The 20,047-nt window shown below is 62.6% G+C and carries 20 protein-coding genes and 1 tRNA gene; 9 read left to right on the forward strand and 12 right to left on the reverse strand.

Features of this window, described 5'->3' with window-relative positions:
- Positions 1–70: 70 nt before the first annotated feature.
- The 5 genes from AC07E3_RS03980 to ectA form a co-directional block, all read right to left on the reverse strand.
- Entirely contained in the window at positions 71–1,555 is a 1,485-nt protein-coding gene (locus AC07E3_RS03980; RefSeq protein WP_478360362.1) for an aspartate kinase, read from the reverse strand.
- A gap of 21 nt (positions 1,556–1,576) precedes the next feature.
- On the reverse strand, positions 1,577–2,512 hold the full coding sequence (gene thpD, locus AC07E3_RS03985) for an ectoine hydroxylase (protein WP_478360363.1): 936 nt from the start codon (positions 2,510–2,512) through the stop codon (positions 1,577–1,579).
- Between the two features lie 87 nt (positions 2,513–2,599).
- Entirely contained in the window at positions 2,600–2,992 is a 393-nt protein-coding gene (locus tag AC07E3_RS03990; RefSeq protein ID WP_065817039.1) for an ectoine synthase, read from the reverse strand.
- 5 nt (positions 2,993–2,997) lie between these two features.
- Positions 2,998–4,287, reverse strand: coding sequence for a diaminobutyrate--2-oxoglutarate transaminase (gene ectB / locus AC07E3_RS03995; RefSeq protein ID WP_478360364.1), 1,290 nt, complete (start codon positions 4,285–4,287; stop codon positions 2,998–3,000).
- A gap of 46 nt (positions 4,288–4,333) precedes the next feature.
- Positions 4,334–4,936, reverse strand: a complete 603-nt coding sequence (gene ectA, locus AC07E3_RS04000) for a diaminobutyrate acetyltransferase (protein WP_322340359.1) — start codon at positions 4,934–4,936, stop codon at positions 4,334–4,336.
- Positions 4,937–5,158: 222 nt separating this feature from the next.
- Here ectA and AC07E3_RS04005 point away from each other — a divergent pair, with 222 nt between their 5' ends.
- The gene (locus AC07E3_RS04005) at positions 5,159–5,635 is read left to right on the forward strand and encodes a MarR family winged helix-turn-helix transcriptional regulator (RefSeq protein WP_007010256.1); all 477 of its coding nucleotides are present in this window, start codon (positions 5,159–5,161) and stop codon (positions 5,633–5,635) included.
- Between the two features lie 16 nt (positions 5,636–5,651).
- Entirely contained in the window at positions 5,652–6,260 is a 609-nt protein-coding gene (locus tag AC07E3_RS04010) for a hypothetical protein (protein ID WP_478360365.1), read from the forward strand.
- A gap of 6 nt (positions 6,261–6,266) precedes the next feature.
- On the opposite strand, the gene AC07E3_RS04015 is transcribed toward AC07E3_RS04010, so the two are convergent.
- From AC07E3_RS04015 to AC07E3_RS04025, 3 genes are all read right to left on the reverse strand, one after another.
- Entirely contained in the window at positions 6,267–8,282 is a 2,016-nt protein-coding gene (locus AC07E3_RS04015; RefSeq protein ID WP_478360366.1) for a DUF4139 domain-containing protein, read from the reverse strand.
- 140 nt (positions 8,283–8,422) lie between these two features.
- Positions 8,423–8,499: transfer RNA gene (locus AC07E3_RS04020), tRNA-Arg, on the reverse strand.
- 77 nt (positions 8,500–8,576) lie between these two features.
- The gene (locus AC07E3_RS04025) at positions 8,577–9,740 is read right to left on the reverse strand and encodes a M20 aminoacylase family protein (RefSeq protein ID WP_478360367.1); all 1,164 of its coding nucleotides are present in this window, start codon (positions 9,738–9,740) and stop codon (positions 8,577–8,579) included.
- A gap of 402 nt (positions 9,741–10,142) precedes the next feature.
- Here AC07E3_RS04025 and AC07E3_RS04030 point away from each other — a divergent pair, with 402 nt between their 5' ends.
- Positions 10,143–11,258 (forward strand): D-alanyl-D-alanine carboxypeptidase family protein, encoded by a 1,116-nt coding sequence (locus tag AC07E3_RS04030; protein WP_478360368.1) that lies wholly within the window; start codon positions 10,143–10,145, stop codon positions 11,256–11,258.
- A gap of 5 nt (positions 11,259–11,263) precedes the next feature.
- Positions 11,264–12,364, forward strand: a complete 1,101-nt coding sequence (locus AC07E3_RS04035) for a CobW family GTP-binding protein (protein ID WP_478360369.1) — start codon at positions 11,264–11,266, stop codon at positions 12,362–12,364.
- Positions 12,365–12,592: 228 nt separating this feature from the next.
- Here AC07E3_RS04035 and AC07E3_RS04040 read toward each other — a convergent pair whose 3' ends face one another.
- Both AC07E3_RS04040 and AC07E3_RS04045 read right to left on the reverse strand, forming a co-directional pair.
- Positions 12,593–12,823, reverse strand: a complete 231-nt coding sequence (locus AC07E3_RS04040; RefSeq protein ID WP_478360370.1) for a sulfurtransferase TusA family protein — start codon at positions 12,821–12,823, stop codon at positions 12,593–12,595.
- Between the two features lie 2 nt (positions 12,824–12,825).
- Complete coding sequence (locus tag AC07E3_RS04045; RefSeq protein WP_478360371.1) at positions 12,826–14,100, reverse strand: L,D-transpeptidase family protein; 1,275 nt, start codon at positions 14,098–14,100, stop codon at positions 12,826–12,828.
- A gap of 447 nt (positions 14,101–14,547) precedes the next feature.
- Here AC07E3_RS04045 and AC07E3_RS04050 point away from each other — a divergent pair, with 447 nt between their 5' ends.
- Genes AC07E3_RS04050 through AC07E3_RS04060 form a run of 3 tightly spaced genes read left to right on the forward strand, consistent with a single transcriptional unit; the run spans position 14,548 to position 16,723 of the window.
- Positions 14,548–15,291 (forward strand): amino acid ABC transporter substrate-binding protein, encoded by a 744-nt coding sequence (locus tag AC07E3_RS04050; protein ID WP_223005460.1) that lies wholly within the window; start codon positions 14,548–14,550, stop codon positions 15,289–15,291.
- A gap of 29 nt (positions 15,292–15,320) precedes the next feature.
- The gene (locus tag AC07E3_RS04055) at positions 15,321–15,995 is read left to right on the forward strand and encodes an amino acid ABC transporter permease (RefSeq protein WP_336070090.1); all 675 of its coding nucleotides are present in this window, start codon (positions 15,321–15,323) and stop codon (positions 15,993–15,995) included.
- Positions 15,992–16,723, forward strand: a complete 732-nt coding sequence (locus AC07E3_RS04060; RefSeq protein WP_336070091.1) for an amino acid ABC transporter ATP-binding protein — start codon at positions 15,992–15,994, stop codon at positions 16,721–16,723. Before AC07E3_RS04055 ends, AC07E3_RS04060 begins: the two co-directional genes overlap by 4 nt.
- 15 nt (positions 16,724–16,738) lie before the next feature.
- Here AC07E3_RS04060 and AC07E3_RS04065 read toward each other — a convergent pair whose 3' ends face one another.
- Both AC07E3_RS04065 and AC07E3_RS04070 read right to left on the reverse strand, forming a co-directional pair.
- Positions 16,739–17,263 carry a copper chaperone gene (locus AC07E3_RS04065; RefSeq protein WP_478360372.1) on the reverse strand — a complete coding sequence of 175 codons (525 nt, stop codon included), beginning with the start codon at positions 17,261–17,263 and terminating at the stop codon, positions 16,739–16,741.
- Positions 17,250–18,026 carry a DUF899 domain-containing protein gene (locus AC07E3_RS04070; RefSeq protein WP_478360373.1) on the reverse strand — a complete coding sequence of 259 codons (777 nt, stop codon included), beginning with the start codon at positions 18,024–18,026 and terminating at the stop codon, positions 17,250–17,252. Before AC07E3_RS04070 ends, AC07E3_RS04065 begins: the two co-directional genes overlap by 14 nt.
- A gap of 112 nt (positions 18,027–18,138) precedes the next feature.
- On the opposite strand from AC07E3_RS04070, the gene AC07E3_RS04075 reads away from it, so the two are divergent.
- Together AC07E3_RS04075 and AC07E3_RS04080 are read left to right on the forward strand one after the other, a co-directional pair.
- Entirely contained in the window at positions 18,139–19,359 is a 1,221-nt protein-coding gene (locus AC07E3_RS04075; protein ID WP_478360374.1) for an HTH domain-containing protein, read from the forward strand.
- A gap of 35 nt (positions 19,360–19,394) precedes the next feature.
- On the forward strand, positions 19,395–20,042 hold the full coding sequence (locus AC07E3_RS04080) for a Vgb family protein (protein ID WP_478360375.1): 648 nt from the start codon (positions 19,395–19,397) through the stop codon (positions 20,040–20,042).
- Positions 20,043–20,047: the final 5 nt, after the last annotated feature.

The following is a 20,047-nucleotide window of genomic DNA, read 5'->3' on the forward strand; positions in this document are numbered from 1 at the left end:
TAAGTTGGAGCGCTTTCGCGATTCAACGAAAAGCGGAAGTGCTCTAGGGTCACGCTGAAGGAAACGACACTCAGGCCGCTTCCTTCAACGTCTCCTCCCCCTCTTCAATGAAGGCCCGGTGCAGTGCCTTGACGGCTTTTTCCAGGTCTTCACTGCGGACAAGAAACTGTACGTCGACGCCGCGGCCCGTCTCCTGGGAGGCGAGCGGTTCCACGCCTGCTTCGTCGAGGGCCTTCAGGCCTTCCAGCATCACGCCGAGCCCGGTCAGGTCGCGCCCGATCACAGACACCATGCCGGCGCGACGCGCCGTGATGCGCGCGGCGGGATAACGTTCCGCGAGATCGCGTTCCACGCGACGCACGGATTTCAGCGTCGACTCCAGATGGTGGACGATCGAGTTGGCGTTGGAGCTTTTCGAGACGATGCGCACTTTATGGCGTGTGAGCGATTCAAGAATCGCCGCATCATAACCCTTCACGCCGACCATATCCTGCTCGAAGAGTTCGAGCGAGGTCACGGGCAGGCCGGTGACCATCTCGACACCGACACCATCGGCGGGTTCGGCATCGATCAGCGTGCCGGGATCCTCCGGCTCGAAGGCATTGGCAACGCGCAGCGGCACGCCGGCCTGGCGCAGCTTCTTTGCCGCCTTCGGGTGGATCGCCTCCATGCCCATGTTGGAAAGCTGGTCGGCGACATCGTAATTCGTGCGGCCGATCTTGCGCACATTCTCCGGTCCCACAAGGCGCGGATCGGCGCTCGAAAGGTGGAATTCCTTGTGAATGATCGCTTCGCGCGCGCCGGTCAGCGCCGCGATGGTGGCGAAGGTCACTTCGGAGTAGCCGCGGTCGAATTCGCGCATCAGCCCTTCGCGGCATTGCGAGTAGCCGGTGACGATGGGCAGCTCGCGTGAGAGGTTGATCTCGGCAAACGCCTGTTCGATGCGTTCGTTGAGGCTCGGCTGCGTTTCATCGCGCCAGCCGGTAAGGTCGATGAAGCGGGCGTTGACGCCCGAGCGACGCAGAAGCAGGGCCAGATTGTTGGCCGAATGCGCTTCACCCAGCGCCGAGAGGAGCTCACGGATCGTCTGCATGTGCTCGCCGAGCTGGAAATGCCCGTAGGAGCACAGGCGTTGCAGGTCGATCAGGCAGCCGCGCGCGCCCTCGATGCGTTCACGCACGAAATCGTCGGCGGCGTGGCGGTCAGCGGCCTCGTCAAACATCTCTTCATTGATCGCGTGCATGGCGCGGCTCACAGCGCTCAGCGCCTCCATCCACCCATGTTCGTTGTCGGCATGGGCGAACAATGCATAGACACCGGGTTCGCCTGACTTTTTGTGTTCCAGCAGCCTGTCCGTGATGCCGCCGAAGGCGGAGACGACGAAGACGCGGTTGTAGAGTGCATCGCCCTTGCGTTTTCCGATCAGGATCGTGTCGAGCAGCTCGCGCGCGCGGCTCATCGACGTGCCGCCGATCTTCTCGACGGTGTGGATGCCTCGTTGTTGCTGGTTGGTGCGACCCTTCTCGGCCGCACCGCTTTCTTGTCGGTCAGTCATGATGTCCAGTTCGGTTTTGGCTTATGCCAGTTTCCCGGTCTTGATTTCGACGGGGGTGGGTTCGCCGCGCTCTGCGAGAAAATCGGGGCGGGCTTTTTTCGCGCCATAGGGCTCTTCAAGCCGGTTTGATACGGCGTTGAACACGAAGAAGGCGTTGGAGCGCGGAAACGGCGTGATATTGCCGTTGGAGCCGTGGATCGTGTTGCAGTCGAACAGCACCAGCGTGCCTGCCTTGCCGGTGGCGGCGGTGATGCCGTGCTCGCTCGCGAGTTTGGTCAGCGCCTCGTGCGAGGGCACACCCACCTCCTGCTTCTTCAGCGAGGATTTGTGGTTCTCATCGGGTGTTTCACCCGCACAGGCGATGAACTGCTTGTGCGAGCCCGGCATCAGCATGAGAGGGCCGTTCATCGCATCATTGTCGGTCAGAAGCAACGAGGCGGAGACAGCGCGCATGCGCGGCATGCCGTCCTCGGCGTGCCAGGTCTCGAAATCCGAGTGCCAGTAGAATTCCTTGCCGGTAAAGCCCGGCTTGTAGTTCAGCCGCGACTGGTGGATGTAGACCTCGTCACCGAGAAGGAAACGGGCGACGCCGGCAACGCGGCGGTCGCTGGCCAGACGGTTGAAGAGGGAGCTCTGCTCGGGCAGTTTGAAGATGGTGCGCACCTCATCCGAGCCGGGCTCGGTGATCACGCTGCCATCCATCAGGTCACGCTCGCCATTGCGCATGGCGGCGGATTCGGCCTTCAGCGCCTCGACCTCTTCAGCCGTGAAAATGTCTTTGAGGATCAGGAAGCCCTCACGGTCAAACTGGTCGGCCTGCTGTGCTGTCAGGGGCGCATCGGGGCGCCACTGGCTCCATACGGTCCGGTCCTGGCGGGGCAGCCAGTGTTCTTCGGGCAGCCTGCTGGGGTAGGGATCCTGACGTCTTCGGTCACGTTCCTTCGACATCGCTGTCATGGTCGTTCTCCTTTTCTTTCAGGGTTTTCGCCGGCGGATGCATGAGCCCGGCACCCCGATGTTGGAGGGTGCCAGGCTTCAGGAAGGTTATGCATCCTCCAGCGCATATGAGCCGTCGGCCTGGTGCACTTCCTTGCCGCTTACCGGCGGGTTGAAGGTGCATGCCATGATCATCGGCTTTTCTGCGTCGGCGCGCAGAATGTGCTTGTCGTGCTTGTCGAGCGCATACATGACGCCGGGCCTGATCTTGTGGACCTCGCCAGTGGCGCAATCCTCGATGGAGCCCGTACCGTCGACGCAATAGACGCATTCAAGATGGTTCTTGTAATGCATGTGCAGTTCGGCGCCGGCGTGGATGGTGGTGATGTGGAAGGAAAAACCCATCTCATCCGACTTCAGGAGAAGACGCACACTGTCCCACCCTTCCGAGTGGACATGGCGTTCGGTGTTTTTCGCTTCGTTCAGGTCGCGCACGATCATATTCGTTACTCCGCTGCGATTTTCGTGTTCTGGGTTGTCTCGGCGACGGCAGACTGAAGAATATCCAGGCCGCGTGCAAAGGTTTCCTGATCGATGTTGAGCGGGCAGAGGATTTTCACCACCTCGTCATGCGCGCCGGAGGTCTCGATGATCAGGCCATCGCGGAAGCAGCGCTTGCAAATGTCGCTCGCCAGCTCGCCTGAGCCCACATCCACACCCATCATCATGCCACGGCCCTTCACGCGGGCCTCGGGCAGAAGCGCGGCGATCTCGCTGAGGTGCTTTTCGAGATAGGCGCTGCGCTCGGCGATCGTGGCGCGGAACGTGTCGTCCGCCCAGAATTTTTCAAGCGCCACGCGTGCGGTGACAAAGGCATGGTTGTTGCCGCGGAAGGTGCCGTTGTGCTCGGCCGGGCCGAAGACGTCATATTTCGGCTTCACCAGAACCGTTGCGAACGGAAGGCCGTAGCCGGACAGCGATTTCGCCATGGTGATGATGTCCGGCGAAATGCCCATCTCCTCGAAGGAGAAGAAATTGCCGGTGCGGCCGCAGCCCGCCTGAATGTCATCGATGATGAGCAGCGCGCCATGAGCGCGGGCGATCTCGCTAACCCGGCGCACCCATTCGCGCGATGCGGCATTAAGCCCGCCTTCGCCCTGCACGGTTTCGAGCAGGATTGCAGCCGGCTTTTCAACGCCGCTGGAAGGCTCCGAAAGCATCCGGTTCAAGAGATCGGCCGTGTCGATATCGCCGCCCATCGCGCCGTCGTAGGGGATGCGCGTTACATGGTTGAGCGGCACGCCGGCGCCGCCACGATGATAGCCATTACCGGTTGCCGCCAGCGCGCCGAGCGTGACGCCGTGGAAGCCGTTTGTGAAGGACACCACATTCTGGCGTCCCGTCACCTTGCGGGCGATCTTGAGCGCGGCCTCGATGGCGTTGGCGCCCGTCGGGCCGGTGAACAGGACACGATGATCCATGTCGCGCGGGCGAAGAATGAGACGCTCGAAGGTTTTGAGGAACTCGGCCTTGGCATCGGTGTGCATGTCGAGCCCGTGCGTGACGCCGTCGCGCTCAATATGCTCGATCAGCGCGGCCTTCATGTCCGGGTCGTTGTGACCATAGTTCAGGCTCGAGCAGCCGGCCAGAAAGTCGATGTAGTCCCGGCCTTCGGCGTCTGTCAGGGTCGAGCCGCTGGCTTTTGTGAACACGGTGGAGAAGCTGCGGCAATAGCTGCGCGCTTCCGATTCGCGTCGCGTGAAAATCTGTTTGTCGTCCGTCGTAACGGTCGTCATCTTTTTTCCTTCGGATTGTTCGGTCGTGCGGATTTTTGTGTCGCCGTCAGGCGGCATCGTCGCTCCGGGCTTCGTCTGCATTGCGCAGAGAAATCCAGTTTCCGCCTAATTCGCCGGATGCGTCTTCGGTGAACCGGATCGTCACCATGTGTTCGGTGGCATGCCTGCCATCGAAATGCGCATCCTTGCGGAAATAAGGCTCGTGGCTCAGTTGGCCGCCGCGCCTGCGGGCAAGCGAGGAAAACAGACCCCAGCTTGCCTTGTTGTCGGAGGTGATGGTGGTCTTGAGCGCCTGCACGTTCTCGCAGGCTTCCCGGTCGAGCAGTGCGGCGAGCAGCTTCTTGCCGACGCCCATGCCCTGGACGCTCTGGTCCACGGCGACCTGCCAGACGAACAATGTGTTGTCCTCGTCCGGCAGAAGATAGGCTGAAATCCAGCCGACCAGCGCGCCGTCGCTGCTTCTTTCGGCGGCAATGCATGTGTCGCCGAAATGGTCGCACTGCAAGAGATTGCAATAAAGGGAATTTTCGTCGAGCGGCTCGCAGGACTGGATGAGCCGCCATACGTCCGCGCCGTCTTCCTTGCGCGGGGGGCGATAGACAATTTCGGACGATCGCTTGCGTACAAGCTTGATATCAGTGGTGGCCATTGGTCTCCTCATAGCGCGCCGAATATTATGACTATCGAAGGATATTTCAACCGCTGGAATTGAAAATGGTTCCACGAGCTGCGCAAGCCCATGAAATGCAATGGTTTCCGAGGAAGATTTTATTCGCTAATCAAAATATCTTTTCTCTGCTATTTGTGTGCGAGTGGAGAGCGGCGACCGAGAATCGCCCCTTCGGCCTCCGAAGTCCTGGGGAATGGCGGCATGGAAGATCGTACTGAAACAAGCCTGATCGCGCTGCGGCGAATCCTGCGTGCAACAGAGCTCAACGCGCGCACACTTGCCCGGGCGACAGGGCTGACAACACCGCAGCTCATCGTGCTTGAAATTGTCGCTGCGGCAGGCCGGGCCACCCCGAAGGACATCTCCGGCAAGGCCGGTGTCGGGCAGGCGACCGCCACCTCTCTGGTCGACAAGCTGGAGGCGCGTGGCCTCGTCACCCGCACGCGCAGTGAGCGCGACAAGCGTGTGGTCTGGGTGGCGCCGACGGAAGAGGGCCGGGCGCTGTTGAGCGCTGCGCCCGATCCATTGCAGAAGACCTTTTCAGAGCAGTTTCAGGCCCTGCCGGACTGGGAACAGGGCATGATCGTTGCAGCCCTTGAGCGTGTCGGTGCAATGCTCAATGCCGGCGCGCTCGATGCCGCACCGCTGCTGGACGTCGGTGCGGTGGATCGCAAATAGGAGAGGGTAAAGAGGCATGTTCGGGACGTCGATGCAGCGCGAATGGCTGACGGATATTGTCGAAAGCCTGCCGTCGCTGGTTTTTGTCGCGCTGTGGCGCAGTGGAGCAGATCAGGAACTGACGGGCTGGATCGGGGCAGCGCTTGCCGCATGCATGCTTGTGGGCTTCCGTGTCTGCCGCTGGCGGTTCCACCCGGTGCTTCTCGGCATCAACATCCACCTTCTCGTGATCACGCCGCTGATCGTCGGTCTCTACCGTTTTGGCATGCCCGCCTGGGGGGACGCCATTGTCGAGGTCGCCTATAAGGGCGTTCTGATCACTATCTTCGTGACCGGATGCGCGCTGATCTTCACGCGCCGGGGCTTTATCGGCGTCGACGGGGCGCCGGGCGTTCACCGCCCTTATTCGCTGGCGCTTCTCCTTGCGTCTGCGATCACGATCCTCTGGTCTTTCTTCCTTGCCGGCGGCGGTCCTCTCACGACGGTCGCTCTCCCGGTCATGGGGCTCTTTGGGCTTCGTCGCTTTCTTTTGGCGCGACTTGCCGACCGTGACGGTGCAGCCGGTGCGCTGGCGCCAGTCGGAGCCGGCGCAGCGTTTGGAGCCGGCTCCATGGATGACGCCTGAGAGTGATCAGAGCCCGTCGATAAACGCCCGCACCTCGCTGCTCAGGCGTTCCATCTCGGTTTCTGCCCGGGCTCTCTCCTCACCGAGCGAGGCGATCCGGTTTTCCTGTTCTTCAAGCATGCGCATATAGCGTTCTGCCAATGCGCTTTCGCGGGGAACCGAGCCCAGATTGTCGCGGATGCGGGCCTGGTCTCCGGCGGTTCGTTCCAGCGCCTGCTGCACACTGGCGAGCGTGCGTTCGGCAGTCGCCGCCTCGCGTTTGAGCGCGGCGAGCGCCTTCAGCTTCTTCGTGGTTTCGTCGTCGGCTGCCGAGCCGGCCCAGACATAAAGCGCGTCGGCGCTGGCATCGATGAGGGCGAAGTTCTCCGTGCGGCTGCGCTCCATCACGGTCCTGGCGGTGGATTTCCCTCCGGCCTCCACAGTGGCGCGCAGGCGGTAATGCGTCGGTGTGGCGCTGTCGAGCGCGTCAGAGGTCATCTGCCATCCGTCACGGCGCGGGTGCTCGATCAGAACGGTGCGTTTCGCGTCCGCAGCGCCCTTGATCGCATAGGTCGTGGTGATCCGCGAAACCGTCGTCGTGAGCAGGATACCATCGGTGATGGCCGCCTTGCCGACGATCTCGTGCGGTTTCGTTTCGGTCGTGATCTCGACCTTGCGGTCGCTGGCGAAGCTTGCCATTCGGCTTTCGCCGGCGGGAATGCCCAGGAGCTGCGCATCGCCCACATAGCCGTTCGCCCCGTCATAGACCGTGACGATGCCGGGCGGCAGGCTTGCCTCGGTGTCGTTTCTCAGAAACACGGCTGCGACAGGGTGGATTCCGCCGTTTTCAGGCTGGAAGACCGAGACCCGCTCTGCCCGGACCTTTGCGTCCACGAACGGCACGGAAAGGCTCTGCCCTGCTGCGAGGTCGACGGCGTTCGGCAACTGGTAGGTGGCGCTCGTCTCGCCCTCGCGCGCCTGGCTGCCATTGGTCGGTGCCGAAGGCTCCATCATGGCCATATCCGCCATCGGGGCGGGTGCTGCTGCCCCGCCCAGGGCGCGCATGTGCCGGGGGGCGGCGTTCATTTCGGCCATCTCGATGCCAGCTGCATCGTCCGGCCGCGGCGGCGCGGCGTTGCCCACGGCAACGGGAATGTCCGGGCGTTCGCTCCAGTAGCGCTGATGCAGCCTCTGGGCGAGGGTCACCGGCGCGCCGGAAGAAAGCGTCAACCCGATGCCTTCCCAGTCCTCGCCGGTCGCGTTTTCAATCACCGCCCAGGCCTGCAGGCGGGCGGTCTCCTCTCCGGCCGAAACCAGCCGGTAGGCGGTCTTCCACACGGGCGCCGGCACCACATAGGAGAGGGCGATGTCGCGCGCGCGCGTTCCCGATAGCGTGACCGCCACGGAGCGGATGGCGTCGGTGCGCCCGCGTCCGCTCACCTTCGCCGCCTCCCGCAGCCGCTCCCGCATCGCCTCGTCGCGGATATCGAGCTGGGTGTCGGTTCCAAGCTTCAGAACTTCAACCGTTCCGTCCGCCGTCATCACCGAGAGAACCCGCTCGATGCGGGGGGCCGTTTCGCTGCCCGTCTGTTGCGTTTCGACACCGAGGATCATGCCCTCGACGGTGCGTCCGCCCGAGGTGGCGCGCACGGAGATGCCCTGAAGCGCAGCGGCCAGCGCCGGCACGGAGCCCATTTCACCGGGGCTGAAGGGCAGCCGCCGGAACGTCTCCTCGACCGGCGAGAGCCCGTCGAGCGTGACGGCATCGATCGTGCCTGCGGGATCGCTCACCACCAGGCTTTTCAGAAAATCATCCACCTGGTCGAGCGGAATGTCGATGCGCAGCGTGCCATCCCCGTCGATGCGGGCGGAGCGCCTGATCTCGGCCAGCCCGCCGGATGAGAGCGTGATTCTTTCGATTCTCCCGCTATCGATGATGTCGGCAAGGGCCGGTGGCACAGCCTGAGCAAATGCAAAACAGGCGCCGAACAGGGCGGTGCGGGCAATTTTCCGGTTCACGCCGGGGAAAGGTTTCGCTGTCACGTCATGTCTCCACGCTGCCTTGAGAAAGTCCTGAACGCACCTTCGTTATCAGTGTATCTGGATTGGATCGTGGCGCGTTTGGGGAAAAGTGCGCATCGCAGGCCGGCAGGGCGATGTCATCGGGCTGGACCCAGCAAAAATGGCGATCCCGACAGGATTCGAACCTGTGACCCTCAGATTAGGAATCTGATGCTCTATCCTGCTGAGCTACGGGACCGCTGAGCCCTCTCATAACGCGATGAAGCCGGTTCGCCAAGATCAAATGGGACGGCGTGCAGGGCGCCGTCCCCTGCGTCATGCCGCCAGGGCGGTCTCGGCCAGGCGCACCCAGTAGCTCACCCCGTGCGGGATGGCGTCGTCGTTGAAATCGTAGGCCGTGTTGTGCAGCGCGGCGCTGTCGCCATTGCCGATGAAGATGAAAGCGCCCGGGCGGGCTTCCAGCATGTAGGAGAAATCCTCGCCGCCCATCGTTGGCGTGATGTCGGTGTCCACATTGGCCGCGCCGGCAATCTCGCTTGCTATCGCACTCGCAAAGGCGGTCTCGTCGGCATGGTTGAACGTCACCGGATAGTTGGAATCGTAGTCCACCTCCACCGTGGCGCCATGGGCGGCAGCCACGCCCGCGCAGATCGCGCGCATGCGGCTTTCGGCATCGGCGTTCACGTCCTTCTTCAGGGTGCGCACGGTGCCGGCGAGCTCCACGGAATCGGGAATGACGTTGAAGGCGTCGCCGGCGTGGAACTTTGTGACCGAAACCACCACCGAATCGAGCGGATGCACATTGCGCGAAGCGATGCTTTGCAGTGCCGTCACGATCTGGCTTGCAGCGAGAATCGGGTCGACCACCGTATGCGGCATGGCAGCGTGGCCGCCGCGCCCTTTCACGGTGATCACGAACTCCGCCGTGGCCGCCATGATCGGCCCGGGGCGGATGGCGAACTGGCCGACGGGCAGGCCCGGCAGATTGTGCATGCCGAACACACGCTCGATGGCGAAGCGCTCCATCATCCCATCCTTGACCATCTCGTTGCCACCACCGCCGCCTTCTTCGGCGGGCTGGAAGATCACCGCGACACGGCCCCTGAAATTGCGCGTTTCGCAGAGATATTTCGCAGCGCCGAGCAGCATGGCCGTGTGCCCGTCATGGCCGCAGGCATGCATCCTGCCGGGAATGGTGGAGGCCCAGGGCCTGCCCGTCATCTCCGTCATCGGCAGAGCGTCCATGTCGGCGCGCAGGCCAATGGTCGGCCCGTCGCCGAGATTGCCTTCGATGATGCCCACCACACCGGTCTTGCCGAGCCCGGTCACAACCTCTCCGCAGCCGAATTCCGTGAGTTTCTCCGTCACGAAGCCGGCGGTGCGCTGCACATCGAAGAGAAGCTCGGGATGACGGTGGATGTCACGGCGCCATTCGGCGATTTCGGCCTGCAATTCCGCAGAACGATTCAAAATCGGCATGTTTTGCTGTTCCCTTCAAATTTTTGCCGGCATTTGCCCTTCATGACGAGGCGGGTTTCGCGCAGGTACCGGAGGGGCCGCATGCATCCCGTGGTCATCTTCCTGAAGTCAGCAATAGGTAAGATGTGATCACGCGTGATTGCAAGCTGATCCGGTTGGACCAGCTTGGGCTTTTGTTCGCCCCGCATCGGTATTCTGGAGCGCGAAGCAGGCGCCGGCTTTGTGGTTTTTTGCTATAAGTGCCCGGTTCGCGTTAAATGCACCCGGACGCGCCGATATGGAGCGAACGGGGCTTGAGGCCGGTCGTTGACCATCTGTCGCAGGCACAGGTGACAATAACCGGTATACGGGTCAACAACGGAGCCTGATATTTCAGGCGGACATGAAATTCGGATAATGCGCATGTGTTTCGCAAGGTTTGCCGCGCCGATGGTGGCCGGGGCAGTGATGGGGATGGTCGCGGCAGTCATGCCGGCGTCGGCAGGGCCGACAATCGTTCTCGACGTCAACAGCGGCAGGGTTCTGTCTCATGAAGACGCATTCCAGCGCTGGTATCCGGCATCGCTCACAAAGCTGATGACGGCCTATGTGGCGTTCGAGGCGGTCAGGGATGGCGAGCTGCAGTTCAACTCTCCGGTGACGATCTCCAAACGTGCGACGCGGGAGCCGCCAAGCAAGATGGGCTATCCGGCAGGCTCGGTGCTGACGCTCGACAACGCCATCAAGCTGATCATGGTCAAGTCCGCCAATGATGTCTCTACGGCGATTGCCGAGAACGTCGGCGGTTCGGTCGATGCGTTTGCAAAGCGCATGAATGCGGCTGCCCGCAAGCTTGGCATGTCCGGCACGCACTACGTAAACCCGCACGGTCTCTTCTCAACCGAGCAATACACCACCGCCCGTGATCTGGCGCTTCTCGTGCGGGCCATCCGCACCGAGTTCCCGCAGCACGCGCATTATTTCTCGATGGAGGCCATCCGCACCGGCGACAGGGTTTTGCCGAATTACAACTGGCTGATCGGCCGTTTTCCCGGCGCGGACGGCATGAAGACGGGGTATGTGTGCTCGTCCGGCTTCAATCTCGCTGCCACGGCCACGCGCAACGGCCGCACGCTTGCGACGATCGTGCTGGGTGCTCCATCGCAGGTGGAGCGCGGTGAGGAAGCCGCACGCCTGCTTGCCGAGGGCTTCAGGATTCAGAGCTCGGTCTCGCCCTCCATCACCGCGTTCGCGCCTTATGGCGAAGGCCGCAATGTGGCGGTCGACCTGCGCCCCGAGGTCTGTTCCGAAGCGGCGGTCAAGGCCCGGTTCGAGCGCGGTGACGACGACGGTCTCCTGGTTCAGCGCTCGCCTTACCTGTCGGCGATGGACCACGAGCCGCGCGCCGTAACGATCGCTCTGGGCGGCGCCACCGGCCCGGCACCGTCGGTGCCGCGCTATGCCGATGTGCCGATCCCCACGCCGCGGCCGGAATATCCGCTGAAAAGCGCCACCGCCGACACCGCGCAGGGTGGCTGATCACCATGTCCCGCACCATCGCGTTGACCCTCGTCACGGGTTTTCTCGGCGCCGGCAAGACAACCCTGATCAATCGGCTGCTGCGCGATCCGGCACTTTCGGACACCGCCGTGATCGTCAACGAGTTCGGTGCCGTGGGCATCGACCATCTGCTGGTGGAAGAGGCATCCGACGGCATCATCGAACTGTCGGATGGCTGTCTGTGCTGCACGGTCCGCGGCGCGCTGGTCGACACGCTTCTGGGGCTGGATGAGCGCCTCGCGGATGGCCGTGCAGACAGTCTCAAACGCGTTGTCATCGAAACCACCGGCCTTGCCGATCCGGTGCCGGTTCTGCAGGCTCTCGCCGCGCATCCGGCCCTGGCTGCGCGTTACCGGCTGGACGGCGTTGTCACGCTGGTTGACGCGATGCACGGGCGTGAGACGCTCGAAGCGCACGAAGAGGCGCGGCATCAGGTGGCGGTGGCCGACCGGCTTCTCCTCACCAAGACCGATGCGGTTGTGGCGGACGCGCTCTTCGGTCTGGAATCGTACCTCGCAAAGCTTGCACCGGGTCTCCAGCCGCTCGTGGCAGAGGGGATGGAGGCTGCTGCCATCATTGACTGCAGTGCGCTCGACATCGGCGCACGCGCCGCCGGGGCGTTGCGTGATGCTCAGCCATATCATCATCACGATCACGATCACGACCATGGACACGATCATGGGCACGACCATCACCATGACCATGGGCACAGTGCAGCCTACGACACGATCCTGCTGACGCACGACCGGCCCATTTCAGGCCCGGCGCTCGATAATTTTCTCGACCTTCTGCGCAGCCAGTGCGGACCGCAGATCCTGCGGCTGAAGGGCATTGTCGAACTGCACGGGCAGCCGGATCGTCCGCTTGTCGTGCAGGGGGTTCGACAGGTTCTGCACGAACCGCGCCTTCTGGCGAAATGGCCTGACGATACGCGCGGCGTGCGTCTCGTCATCATCGGTACGGGGCTCGACGAAGCCTATGTGAAGGGGCTGTTCTCGGCGTTCATGGGCGATGCGGCGGTCGACACGCCCGACAGGGCTGCCCTTGAGGACAATCCGCTCGCCATAGCGGGCTTTCGCCGTTGAACCGCGCGCCGCGTCGACGCAATTGGGCGCTGACCCAGTGTTTGGGAAGAATGTGGGACGGATATGTCTCTGATTTCTGCGCCGTTTAAAGTTCAGGTCATTTAACGCCACTGCTGACCGCCGGCTTGGATCGCCGTGCGTCCATGCGGACGCACAAAGGACGATCTAAACTGTAAATGGAGCATCGGAACAATCCGAAAACCGGATTCGACTTTTCGGTCCGATGCTCTAACCGCGTTCCACGAGAAAGCGATGCCCGCCGCTTGTCGCTTCCGTCTCCACGAGCAGATGTCCGTTCTCGTTGCAGAAGGCGGGAATGTCGATCACCGCCAGCGGGTCGGTGGTTTCGAGCCACAGTCGGTCGCCGCGCGGCATGCCGGCAAGGCGCTTGCGCGCTTTCAGCACCGGCAAGGGGCAGTTTAGCCCCTTGAGGTCGTATGTCTGCGGTGCAACCGTCACGGTCAGCGGCTGAAGATGTTCTGAATGCGGCGCCGCAGCGAAGGGGCCTGGCCACCCGTTGCCGGAGCCGGGACGGAGGCTGTGCGTTCAGCGCTCGCGTCCGGTCGCGGTGTCGGGCTCGGAACGGCGCCCTCTGTCGGCACCGGTGCCACGGCTGCGGCGGTGCTTTCCGCCGGCTCCTGCTGTTCAGGCTGGCCAGCGACGGCTTCCAGCGCATTCTGAAGGCGTGAGGCAGGCTCTGCCGTGTAGGCCGAAGCCGTGGCTGCAACGGCAGGTGTCGATGCCGGCTGAGGCGCCTCGGCGACCGCGGTCGGCGAGGGAATGTTGGGCGGCAGGCGCGAGACCTTTTCGCCCCGCGCGCGGCGTTTGCTCCAGTCCGCCACCAGGCGCGCTTCCTCGTGCCCGGCGATGGTCTCGGAGCGTGTAGCGGTCGACTGTGCCTTCAGGGCTCTGTTGAAAGCGATGTCGTATTGCGCCTGGTATTGCCGGTAGGCCGTAAGGAGCGATTCGGGCTGGCTCATCGGCGGGCATGCAGCGGTCGGCGAAAGACGCTCTCCGTCCGCGGCCTCACGGTTGAACACATAGCGCTTGCCGCACACATCCACCTTCGGCGGGATCTTGGTCAGCTCGAAGTGGTCGTAACCTTCCTTGAGCATTTTCCAGAAATCGTAATTCGGGTCGCTACGGTAGCGGGCCATGTTTTCAGCCGTCATGCGGAACGGAAAGGCCTGGACCTGGAACTCACGCTGCCCGCCCTTGAAGGAGTCGCGGGCGAAAGCATAGATTTCCGAGATCTGTTCGTCGGTCATCGAGTAGCAGCCTGCGGACGAGCAGGCGCCATGCACCATGAGGTGCTTGCCGGTGCGGCCATTGGCCTGATCGTAAGCGTTCGGAAAACCGATGTTGAAGGCGAGGTAATAGCTCGACTTCGGGTTCATCTGGCCGGGGCGGATCGTGTAGAAACCTTCCGGCGCCTGGCGGTCGCCCTCGGTGAATTTCGGCCCGAGCTGGCCCGACCATTTGCAAATGTCATAGCTGGCTATGATGTCGTACCGGCCATTGGTTTTGGCCTTCCAGACTTCCAGCTTTCCCTCTTCCTTGAAGATGCGCATCATCACGGGAGAGGTCTTGCTCATCCCCTTGGCCTTCATCGTCTGCACGACGCGCGCCGGCAACTGACGCTCGGCCTTCGGCGCGATGTCTTCAAGTGTTTCGTTGCATGCAGCCAGCGCAAACGCTGTCGACAGCAAGAAGGCGTATTTGATCAGGCGTGTCATGGATGGTTGTCGTGTCCCGCCTATTTGGCCCCCGTGCGGAGAATCTAAAATGGCACTCCGCTTATAGAAAATGAACCCTTATGCTTTCGAAAAGATTACCCGGCTCGTTAGGCATTGCAGCCATGCCGTGACCATTTCGTGGCATTTTGTCGGGCTTTGTGGCCTTTTCGCGGCTTCTAGGGGAGGAATGTTGTGCGCGCAAGAGGCTGAAGCGTGTTCGCGAGTTGGCTTTCTGCCCGGTAGATCGCCTTCGTGCCTATGACAAAGCGGTTAAATCATACTCAAACAATCCCTATTTTTGGCATCCGATACGCTTCTCTGCGCCATAAGTATAAGAATTTTGCTTTTTAAATAAGGAAATCGGCAGACCTATAGAAAATTTTTCTACACTGACTATTTGTGCCGCACCAAGCAACACGCAGGCGCAGGGCGCCGCTGGAGATTACAATGCGCAAACTGGCACTAGCAGCCGCAATTTTCGCCGCCACCGTTTCGGCATCCCAGGCAGAGACCATTCGTGTCGGCATGTCGGGAGGCTATTTCCCGTTCACCTTCGTCAAGCAGGACAAGCTTCAGGGTTTCGAGGTGGATTTCATCGATGCCGTGGTCAAGGAGACGGGTGACGAGGTGGAATATGTCACCATGAGCTTTTCCGGCCTCGTCGGCGCGCTCGAATCGAACCGCATCGACACCATCGCCAATCAGATCACCATCACGCCCGAGCGCGAAGCGAAATTCGCCTTCTCGCAGCCCTATGTGATCGACGGTGCGCAGGTGGTCGTGAAGAAGGGCAATGAGGGTGAGATCACCGGACCCGAAAGCCTCAAGGGCCGCTCGGTCGCCGTCAATCTCGGCTCCAATTTCGAGCAGCTTCTGCGCGAACTGCCTTATGCCGACGAGATCGACATCAAGACCTATGAGAGCAATCTCGAGCAGGACACGGCGCTCGGCCGCGTCGACGCTTTCGTCATGGACCGCGTCAGCGCCAGCCAGGTGATCAAGGAAACGCCGCTGCCGCTGGCGCTCGCCGGCCAGCCCTTCTCCGAGATCCGCAACGCGCTCCCGTTCCGCAACGACGATGAAGGCAAGGCGCTGCGCGACCGCGTGGACGCGGCCATCACCACGCTGAAGGAAAACGGCACGCTGACCGAAATCTCGCAGAAATGGTTCGGCACCGACATTACCCAGTAAACACGCAACGCCAATGAGAGCCGGGGACGATGAGACCGCTTGATCTCGACTACATGCTGGGGCTCGTCCCCGTGCTTCTCAAATATGTGCCGCTGACGCTCGCCATGGCGTCGGTGGCCATGGTTTTTGCGCTGCTGCTCGCCTCGCTGATGGCCATTGTGCGCGTCATGCGCGTGCCCCTGCTCGACGGCTTCACTCAGGTTTTCATCAGCTTTTTTCGCGGCACGCCGCTTCTGGTGCAGCTCTTCCTGTTCTATTACGGCCTGCCGCAGGTGTTTTCGTTCCTGACAGCCATCAATGGCGTCACCGCGGCCATCATGGGGATCACCCTGCATTTCGCGGCCTATATGGCCGAAAGCATTCGCGCCGCGATCCTCGGGGTTGACCGTTCACAATGGGAAGCGGCGCGCTCCGTCGGCATGACGACAGCGCAGATGATGCGTCGCATCATCCTGCCGCAGGCGGCCCGCATAGCTGCTCCGACGCTCGTCAACTACTTCGTCGATATCATCAAGAGCACCTCGCTTGCCTTCACGCTGGGTGTGACGGAGCTGATGGGCGCGGCACAGAAGGAAGCGGCCGGCAGCTTTCTCTATTTCGAGGCCTTCATTCTCGTCGCCATTGTCTACTGGGTCATCGTCGAGGCGCTGACGGTCGTCCAGCGCCAGCTCGAAGCACGGCTCGGGAAGGCGGTGGCGCGATGATCTCTGTCCGGGGGCTCACCAAGCGTTTCGGCGACAATACCGTTCTGGATGGCATCGATCTCGATATCCGTTCGGGTGAGCGTGTTGCCATCATCGGCCCGTCCGGCACAGGGAAGTCGACTTTGCTGCGCTCGCTCAACTTTCTCGAAAAGCCCGATGAGGGGATGATCACCATTGGCCCGGTAACGGTGGATGCACGCCGGGTCAGGGCCGCAGAAGAACTCGCGCTCAGACGACAGACCTCCTTCGTGTTCCAGAATTATGCGCTCTTTGCCAACATGACCGCGCGCGACAACATCGCCGAGGGTTTGATCACCGTCCGGGGCTGGGAGAAGGCCAGGGCGCACGCCCGCGCCGAGGAGATTCTTGCAACGATCGGTCTCGCCGACAAGGCGCAGAGCTACCCGGCGGCACTTTCCGGCGGCCAGCAGCAGCGCGTCGGCATTGGCCGCGCCATGGCGGCAGAGGCCGAGATCATGCTGATCGACGAGCCCACCTCGGCGCTCGATCCCGAATGGGTGGACGAGGTGCTGCAACTGCTGAAGCGCGTCGCCGATGCGCGCCAGACGATGCTGATCGTCACCCACGAGATGCAGTTCGCCCGCGACATAGCCGACCGCATCCTGTTCATGGATGGCGGGAAGATCGTCGAGCAGGGTCCGCCCGACGCGATGTTCACCGATCCGAAGGACCCGCGCACCCGCGCATTTCTGCGCAAGGTGCTTTGACCGGGCCGGCTGGTGTCACATGGTCGGCATGAGGCCGGGCACGTGTTCCGGAACGGCGATGATGGCGAGCCCCAGCCCGATCGTCATGACGACACAGAAGAACCCGCACTCAAGACCCGACGAGAGGGGACCGCGGCAGCACCGACGGCGCGCTTCCTTCTTGATGGGTGTGAACTCGTAAAGGCCCGCAGCCATCGTGACGATGCCCGCCATGGTGGTGCCGTGCGGCTGGTAGAGCATATAGACCGGCAGGCCGATCGCGGCCCAGACGATGAGGTAGGCTGCAACGAAGCCCAGAACGGCGGGACTGGAAGCGCCGTCTCTGGCTGTCTTCACGACGGTTGGTGCGATGCCGGGCAGCATCATCGCGGCCATCATTGCGATCCACATGGCGATGAAGGCAGGAAACGGGCCGGGCGAGGCAGCCGGTCCCATCTGCATGTCGCCCATCGTCTGTGCCATGAAGCCCCAGCAGAGGGCTGCCAGCCCCAGCGTTGCCGCAAGGGCCAGGGCCACGGGCAGCGTTCTAGTATTTGTCATGGTGGCGCCACCACATGCCCGTTTCATTGCGCCCCATGGGCGCGCGGTCGAGCCACTGATACATGCCCCACAGCCCGTCCAGTCCGCGGGCATAGGTGGAGTAGGTGTGGTAAACCACTCCGTCCTCCAGCACGAAGGTGCTGGCACCCGGCCTTTCGCGTGTAAAGGTGGGCACGTCGGTTCCCGTCATCGCGGCGGTCTGGGCAACGGGGCTGTCACCCTCCCAGGTCTGCATCGTCTTGCCGGCCAGTGTGTTCTTCATCGGCGGTTCGCGCCGGAAGTTGTATTCGATGCCCTCGCTTTGCTGCTCTTTCGTGAAGCTCACACCGAAATCCTGGTTGAAATCGCTCCGGCCGGAAGATGCCCACGGGAAGGACCAGCCCATCCGCTTTCTGAAAGCCATCAGCTTTGAAAGCGGCGCGCGGGATATGGCCATCAGGGTCACGTCGTGATTGGCCAGATGCACCACCGAGCCGTCAAATCCGTCCGCAATGGCCGAGCAGGAGGGGCATCCCGCCTCGTAGTCCGGGCCGAACATGAAATGATAGACAAGAAGCTGCGAGCGTCCCTGAAAAAGGTCCACCAGCGTGGCTTCGCCCGCCTCGGTATCGAAGCGATACGCCTTGTCGATGCGCACCCGGGGAAGTTGCTGGCGCTTCTGCGCCAGCGCATCGCTGCGTCTGGTGAGCTCTTTTTCTTCCTGCAGAAGCGCCAGGCGCGCTTCGCGCCATTCCTCGCGTGTTCCGATCGCGTGTGTGGTCATGGTTTTCTCCTTTTCTCCGCCGCCCTTCATCCGCGTCTTGTCGGTTGGCGGCTGTCCGGTAGAGTAGAGGCCGGTTTTCAGGGGTGAGAGTGACAATCGTGGCGCGATTTAGATGGACGCTCTGATCACGGCAGCGGGCCGTGCCCTGGCGGCGGGTGACCCTCTGGGCGCGCTCAATCGCATCGCCCTGCGCAGCGATGCGCCGGCGCTGGCATTGCGCGGCATCGCCATGGCGCAGCTTGGAGATCTGGATATTGCCAAGGCGCTCCTGCGTCGTGCCGGCCGTGCCTTCAGCCCGCGCGAACACAGGGCCCGCGCGCGCTGTGTCGTGGCGGAAGCCGAGATTGCCCTTGTCTCGCGCGATCTCGGCTGGCCGGAGAAGGCGCTTGAGCGCGCACGCAGAATGCTGTCGCGCCACGGCGATACCGTCAACGCCGCCTATGCCCGTTATCTCTCAGCCCGGCATCTCCTCCTGATCGGCCGTCTGGATGAGGCCGAGCGGGAGCTTGGTGCGCTCGATCCGGGGCTTCTGCCTCTGCAGGCGCAGGCCGGATACGAGATGGTGGTCGCCGGCATCGCCATGCGCCGCGTCGAGGCAGGCAAGGCGAGAGCCGCGCTGGAACGCGCCGCCGCGGCTGCAGTGCAGGCGGGCATCCCAGCGCTGGTGAGCGAGGTCGATGCTGCCAGGCGGGCGCTGGCGGCGCCGGCTGCCAGGTTGATCGCGAAAGGGCGTGAAGGGCTGCTCCAGCTCGATCAGGTGGAGGCGCTTTTTGCGTCGGATACAGTCGTTGTGGATGCCTGCCGGTACGTGGTGCGCAGTGCCGGCGAGACGATCCGGCTCGGAACACGCCCGGTTCTTTTTGCCCTTGCGCGAACGCTGGCGGAAGCCTGGCCGCGAGACGCTTCACGCGCAAACCTCGTGGCGCGGGCCTTTGGAGGCAAGGTTGCGGATGAGTCCCACCGTGCGCGGCTGCGGGTGGAGATCGGCAGACTGCGCGCGTTGCTGCGCCCGCATGCAAAGCTGCGTGCCACGAAAGACGGTTTCGTGCTGACCATCGCAAGCGGACGCGACGTGGCCGTTCTGGCGCAGCCTGTCGAAGACAGCCATGCCGATGTGCTTGCCCTGCTCGGCGATGGTGAGGCGTGGTCCAGCGCTGCCCTTGCGCTTGCGCTCGGCGTCAGCTCCCGCACCGTGCAGCGGGCGCTCGAACGGTTGAGGGAGGAGGGTAAGGTGCGGTCTTTCGGGCGCGGGCGGGCCTGTCGCTGGGTCGTGCCGACGCTGCCAGGATTCCCGACAAACTTGTTACTCCCTGCCAAAATCACCGGCGGCTAGGCTCGGGCCATGATCAACCGGAAAGGAAACGGATCATGACCAGATCAAGCGCAGACATCATTCAGGAATACGGCCCCTTCCCGGACGTGGAGGCCGTTCACGGTGTCACCCATGACGGGCAGAACGTGTGGTTTGCTTCGGGAGACAGGTTGAACGCAGTCGATCCCGGAACCGGCCAGATCGTTCGCTCGATCGAGATGACGGCTATGGCGGGCACGGCTTTCGACGGCACGCACATGTTTCAGATCGCGGAAGACCGGATTCAGAAAATCGACCCGAAAACGGGTTCGGTGCTGGCCAGCATTCCTGCACCGCAGGACGGAGGCTGCTCCGGTCTCGCCTGGGCCGATGGCGCGCTTTGGGTCGGTCAGTATCGTGATCGGAAAATCCACAAGATCGACCCGGAGACCGGTGCAATCCTGCGTACCATCGAATCCACCCGATTTGTTACGGGTGTCACCTGGGTGGACGGAGAGCTATGGCACGGTACGTGGGAAGGAGACGAAAGCGAATTGAGACGCATCAACCCTGAAACCGGGGCAGTGCTAACCCAACTGGACATGCCATCCGGTATGGGCATTTCGGGTCTTGAATCCGACGGCGGAGACCGCTTTTTCTGCGGTGGCGGAAACAGCGGCACCGTCCGGGTGGTGCGCAGACCGCAGCGTGCTTCCGCCGCCTGATCGAG

The organism is Nitratireductor lacus, from assembly GCF_056431025.1.

Coding starts and splice junctions, on each gene's coding strand:
- AC07E3_RS04025 (WP_478360367.1), bottom strand. CDS start 9,740: ATGCCGATTTTGAATCGTTCTGCGGAATTGCAGGCCGAAATCGCCGAA.
- AC07E3_RS04060 (WP_336070091.1), top strand. CDS start 15,992: ATGATCTCTGTCCGGGGGCTCACCAAGCGTTTCGGCGACAATACCGTT.
- AC07E3_RS04070 (WP_478360373.1), bottom strand. CDS start 18,026: ATGACCACACACGCGATCGGAACACGCGAGGAATGGCGCGAAGCGCGC.
- ectA (WP_322340359.1), bottom strand. CDS start 4,936: ATGGCCACCACTGATATCAAGCTTGTACGCAAGCGATCGTCCGAAATT.
- AC07E3_RS04030 (WP_478360368.1), top strand. CDS start 10,143: ATGTGTTTCGCAAGGTTTGCCGCGCCGATGGTGGCCGGGGCAGTGATG.
- AC07E3_RS04050 (WP_223005460.1), top strand. CDS start 14,548: ATGCGCAAACTGGCACTAGCAGCCGCAATTTTCGCCGCCACCGTTTCG.
- AC07E3_RS04075 (WP_478360374.1), top strand. CDS start 18,139: ATGGACGCTCTGATCACGGCAGCGGGCCGTGCCCTGGCGGCGGGTGAC.
- thpD (WP_478360363.1), bottom strand. CDS start 2,512: ATGACAGCGATGTCGAAGGAACGTGACCGAAGACGTCAGGATCCCTAC.
- AC07E3_RS04080 (WP_478360375.1), top strand. CDS start 19,395: ATGACCAGATCAAGCGCAGACATCATTCAGGAATACGGCCCCTTCCCG.
- AC07E3_RS04045 (WP_478360371.1), bottom strand. CDS start 14,100: ATGACACGCCTGATCAAATACGCCTTCTTGCTGTCGACAGCGTTTGCG.
- AC07E3_RS03980 (WP_478360362.1), bottom strand. CDS start 1,555: ATGACTGACCGACAAGAAAGCGGTGCGGCCGAGAAGGGTCGCACCAAC.
- AC07E3_RS04055 (WP_336070090.1), top strand. CDS start 15,321: ATGAGACCGCTTGATCTCGACTACATGCTGGGGCTCGTCCCCGTGCTT.
- AC07E3_RS04035 (WP_478360369.1), top strand. CDS start 11,264: ATGTCCCGCACCATCGCGTTGACCCTCGTCACGGGTTTTCTCGGCGCC.
- AC07E3_RS04065 (WP_478360372.1), bottom strand. CDS start 17,263: ATGACAAATACTAGAACGCTGCCCGTGGCCCTGGCCCTTGCGGCAACG.
- AC07E3_RS04010 (WP_478360365.1), top strand. CDS start 5,652: ATGTTCGGGACGTCGATGCAGCGCGAATGGCTGACGGATATTGTCGAA.
- ectB (WP_478360364.1), bottom strand. CDS start 4,287: ATGACGACCGTTACGACGGACGACAAACAGATTTTCACGCGACGCGAA.
- AC07E3_RS03990 (WP_065817039.1), bottom strand. CDS start 2,992: ATGATCGTGCGCGACCTGAACGAAGCGAAAAACACCGAACGCCATGTC.
- AC07E3_RS04005 (WP_007010256.1), top strand. CDS start 5,159: ATGGAAGATCGTACTGAAACAAGCCTGATCGCGCTGCGGCGAATCCTG.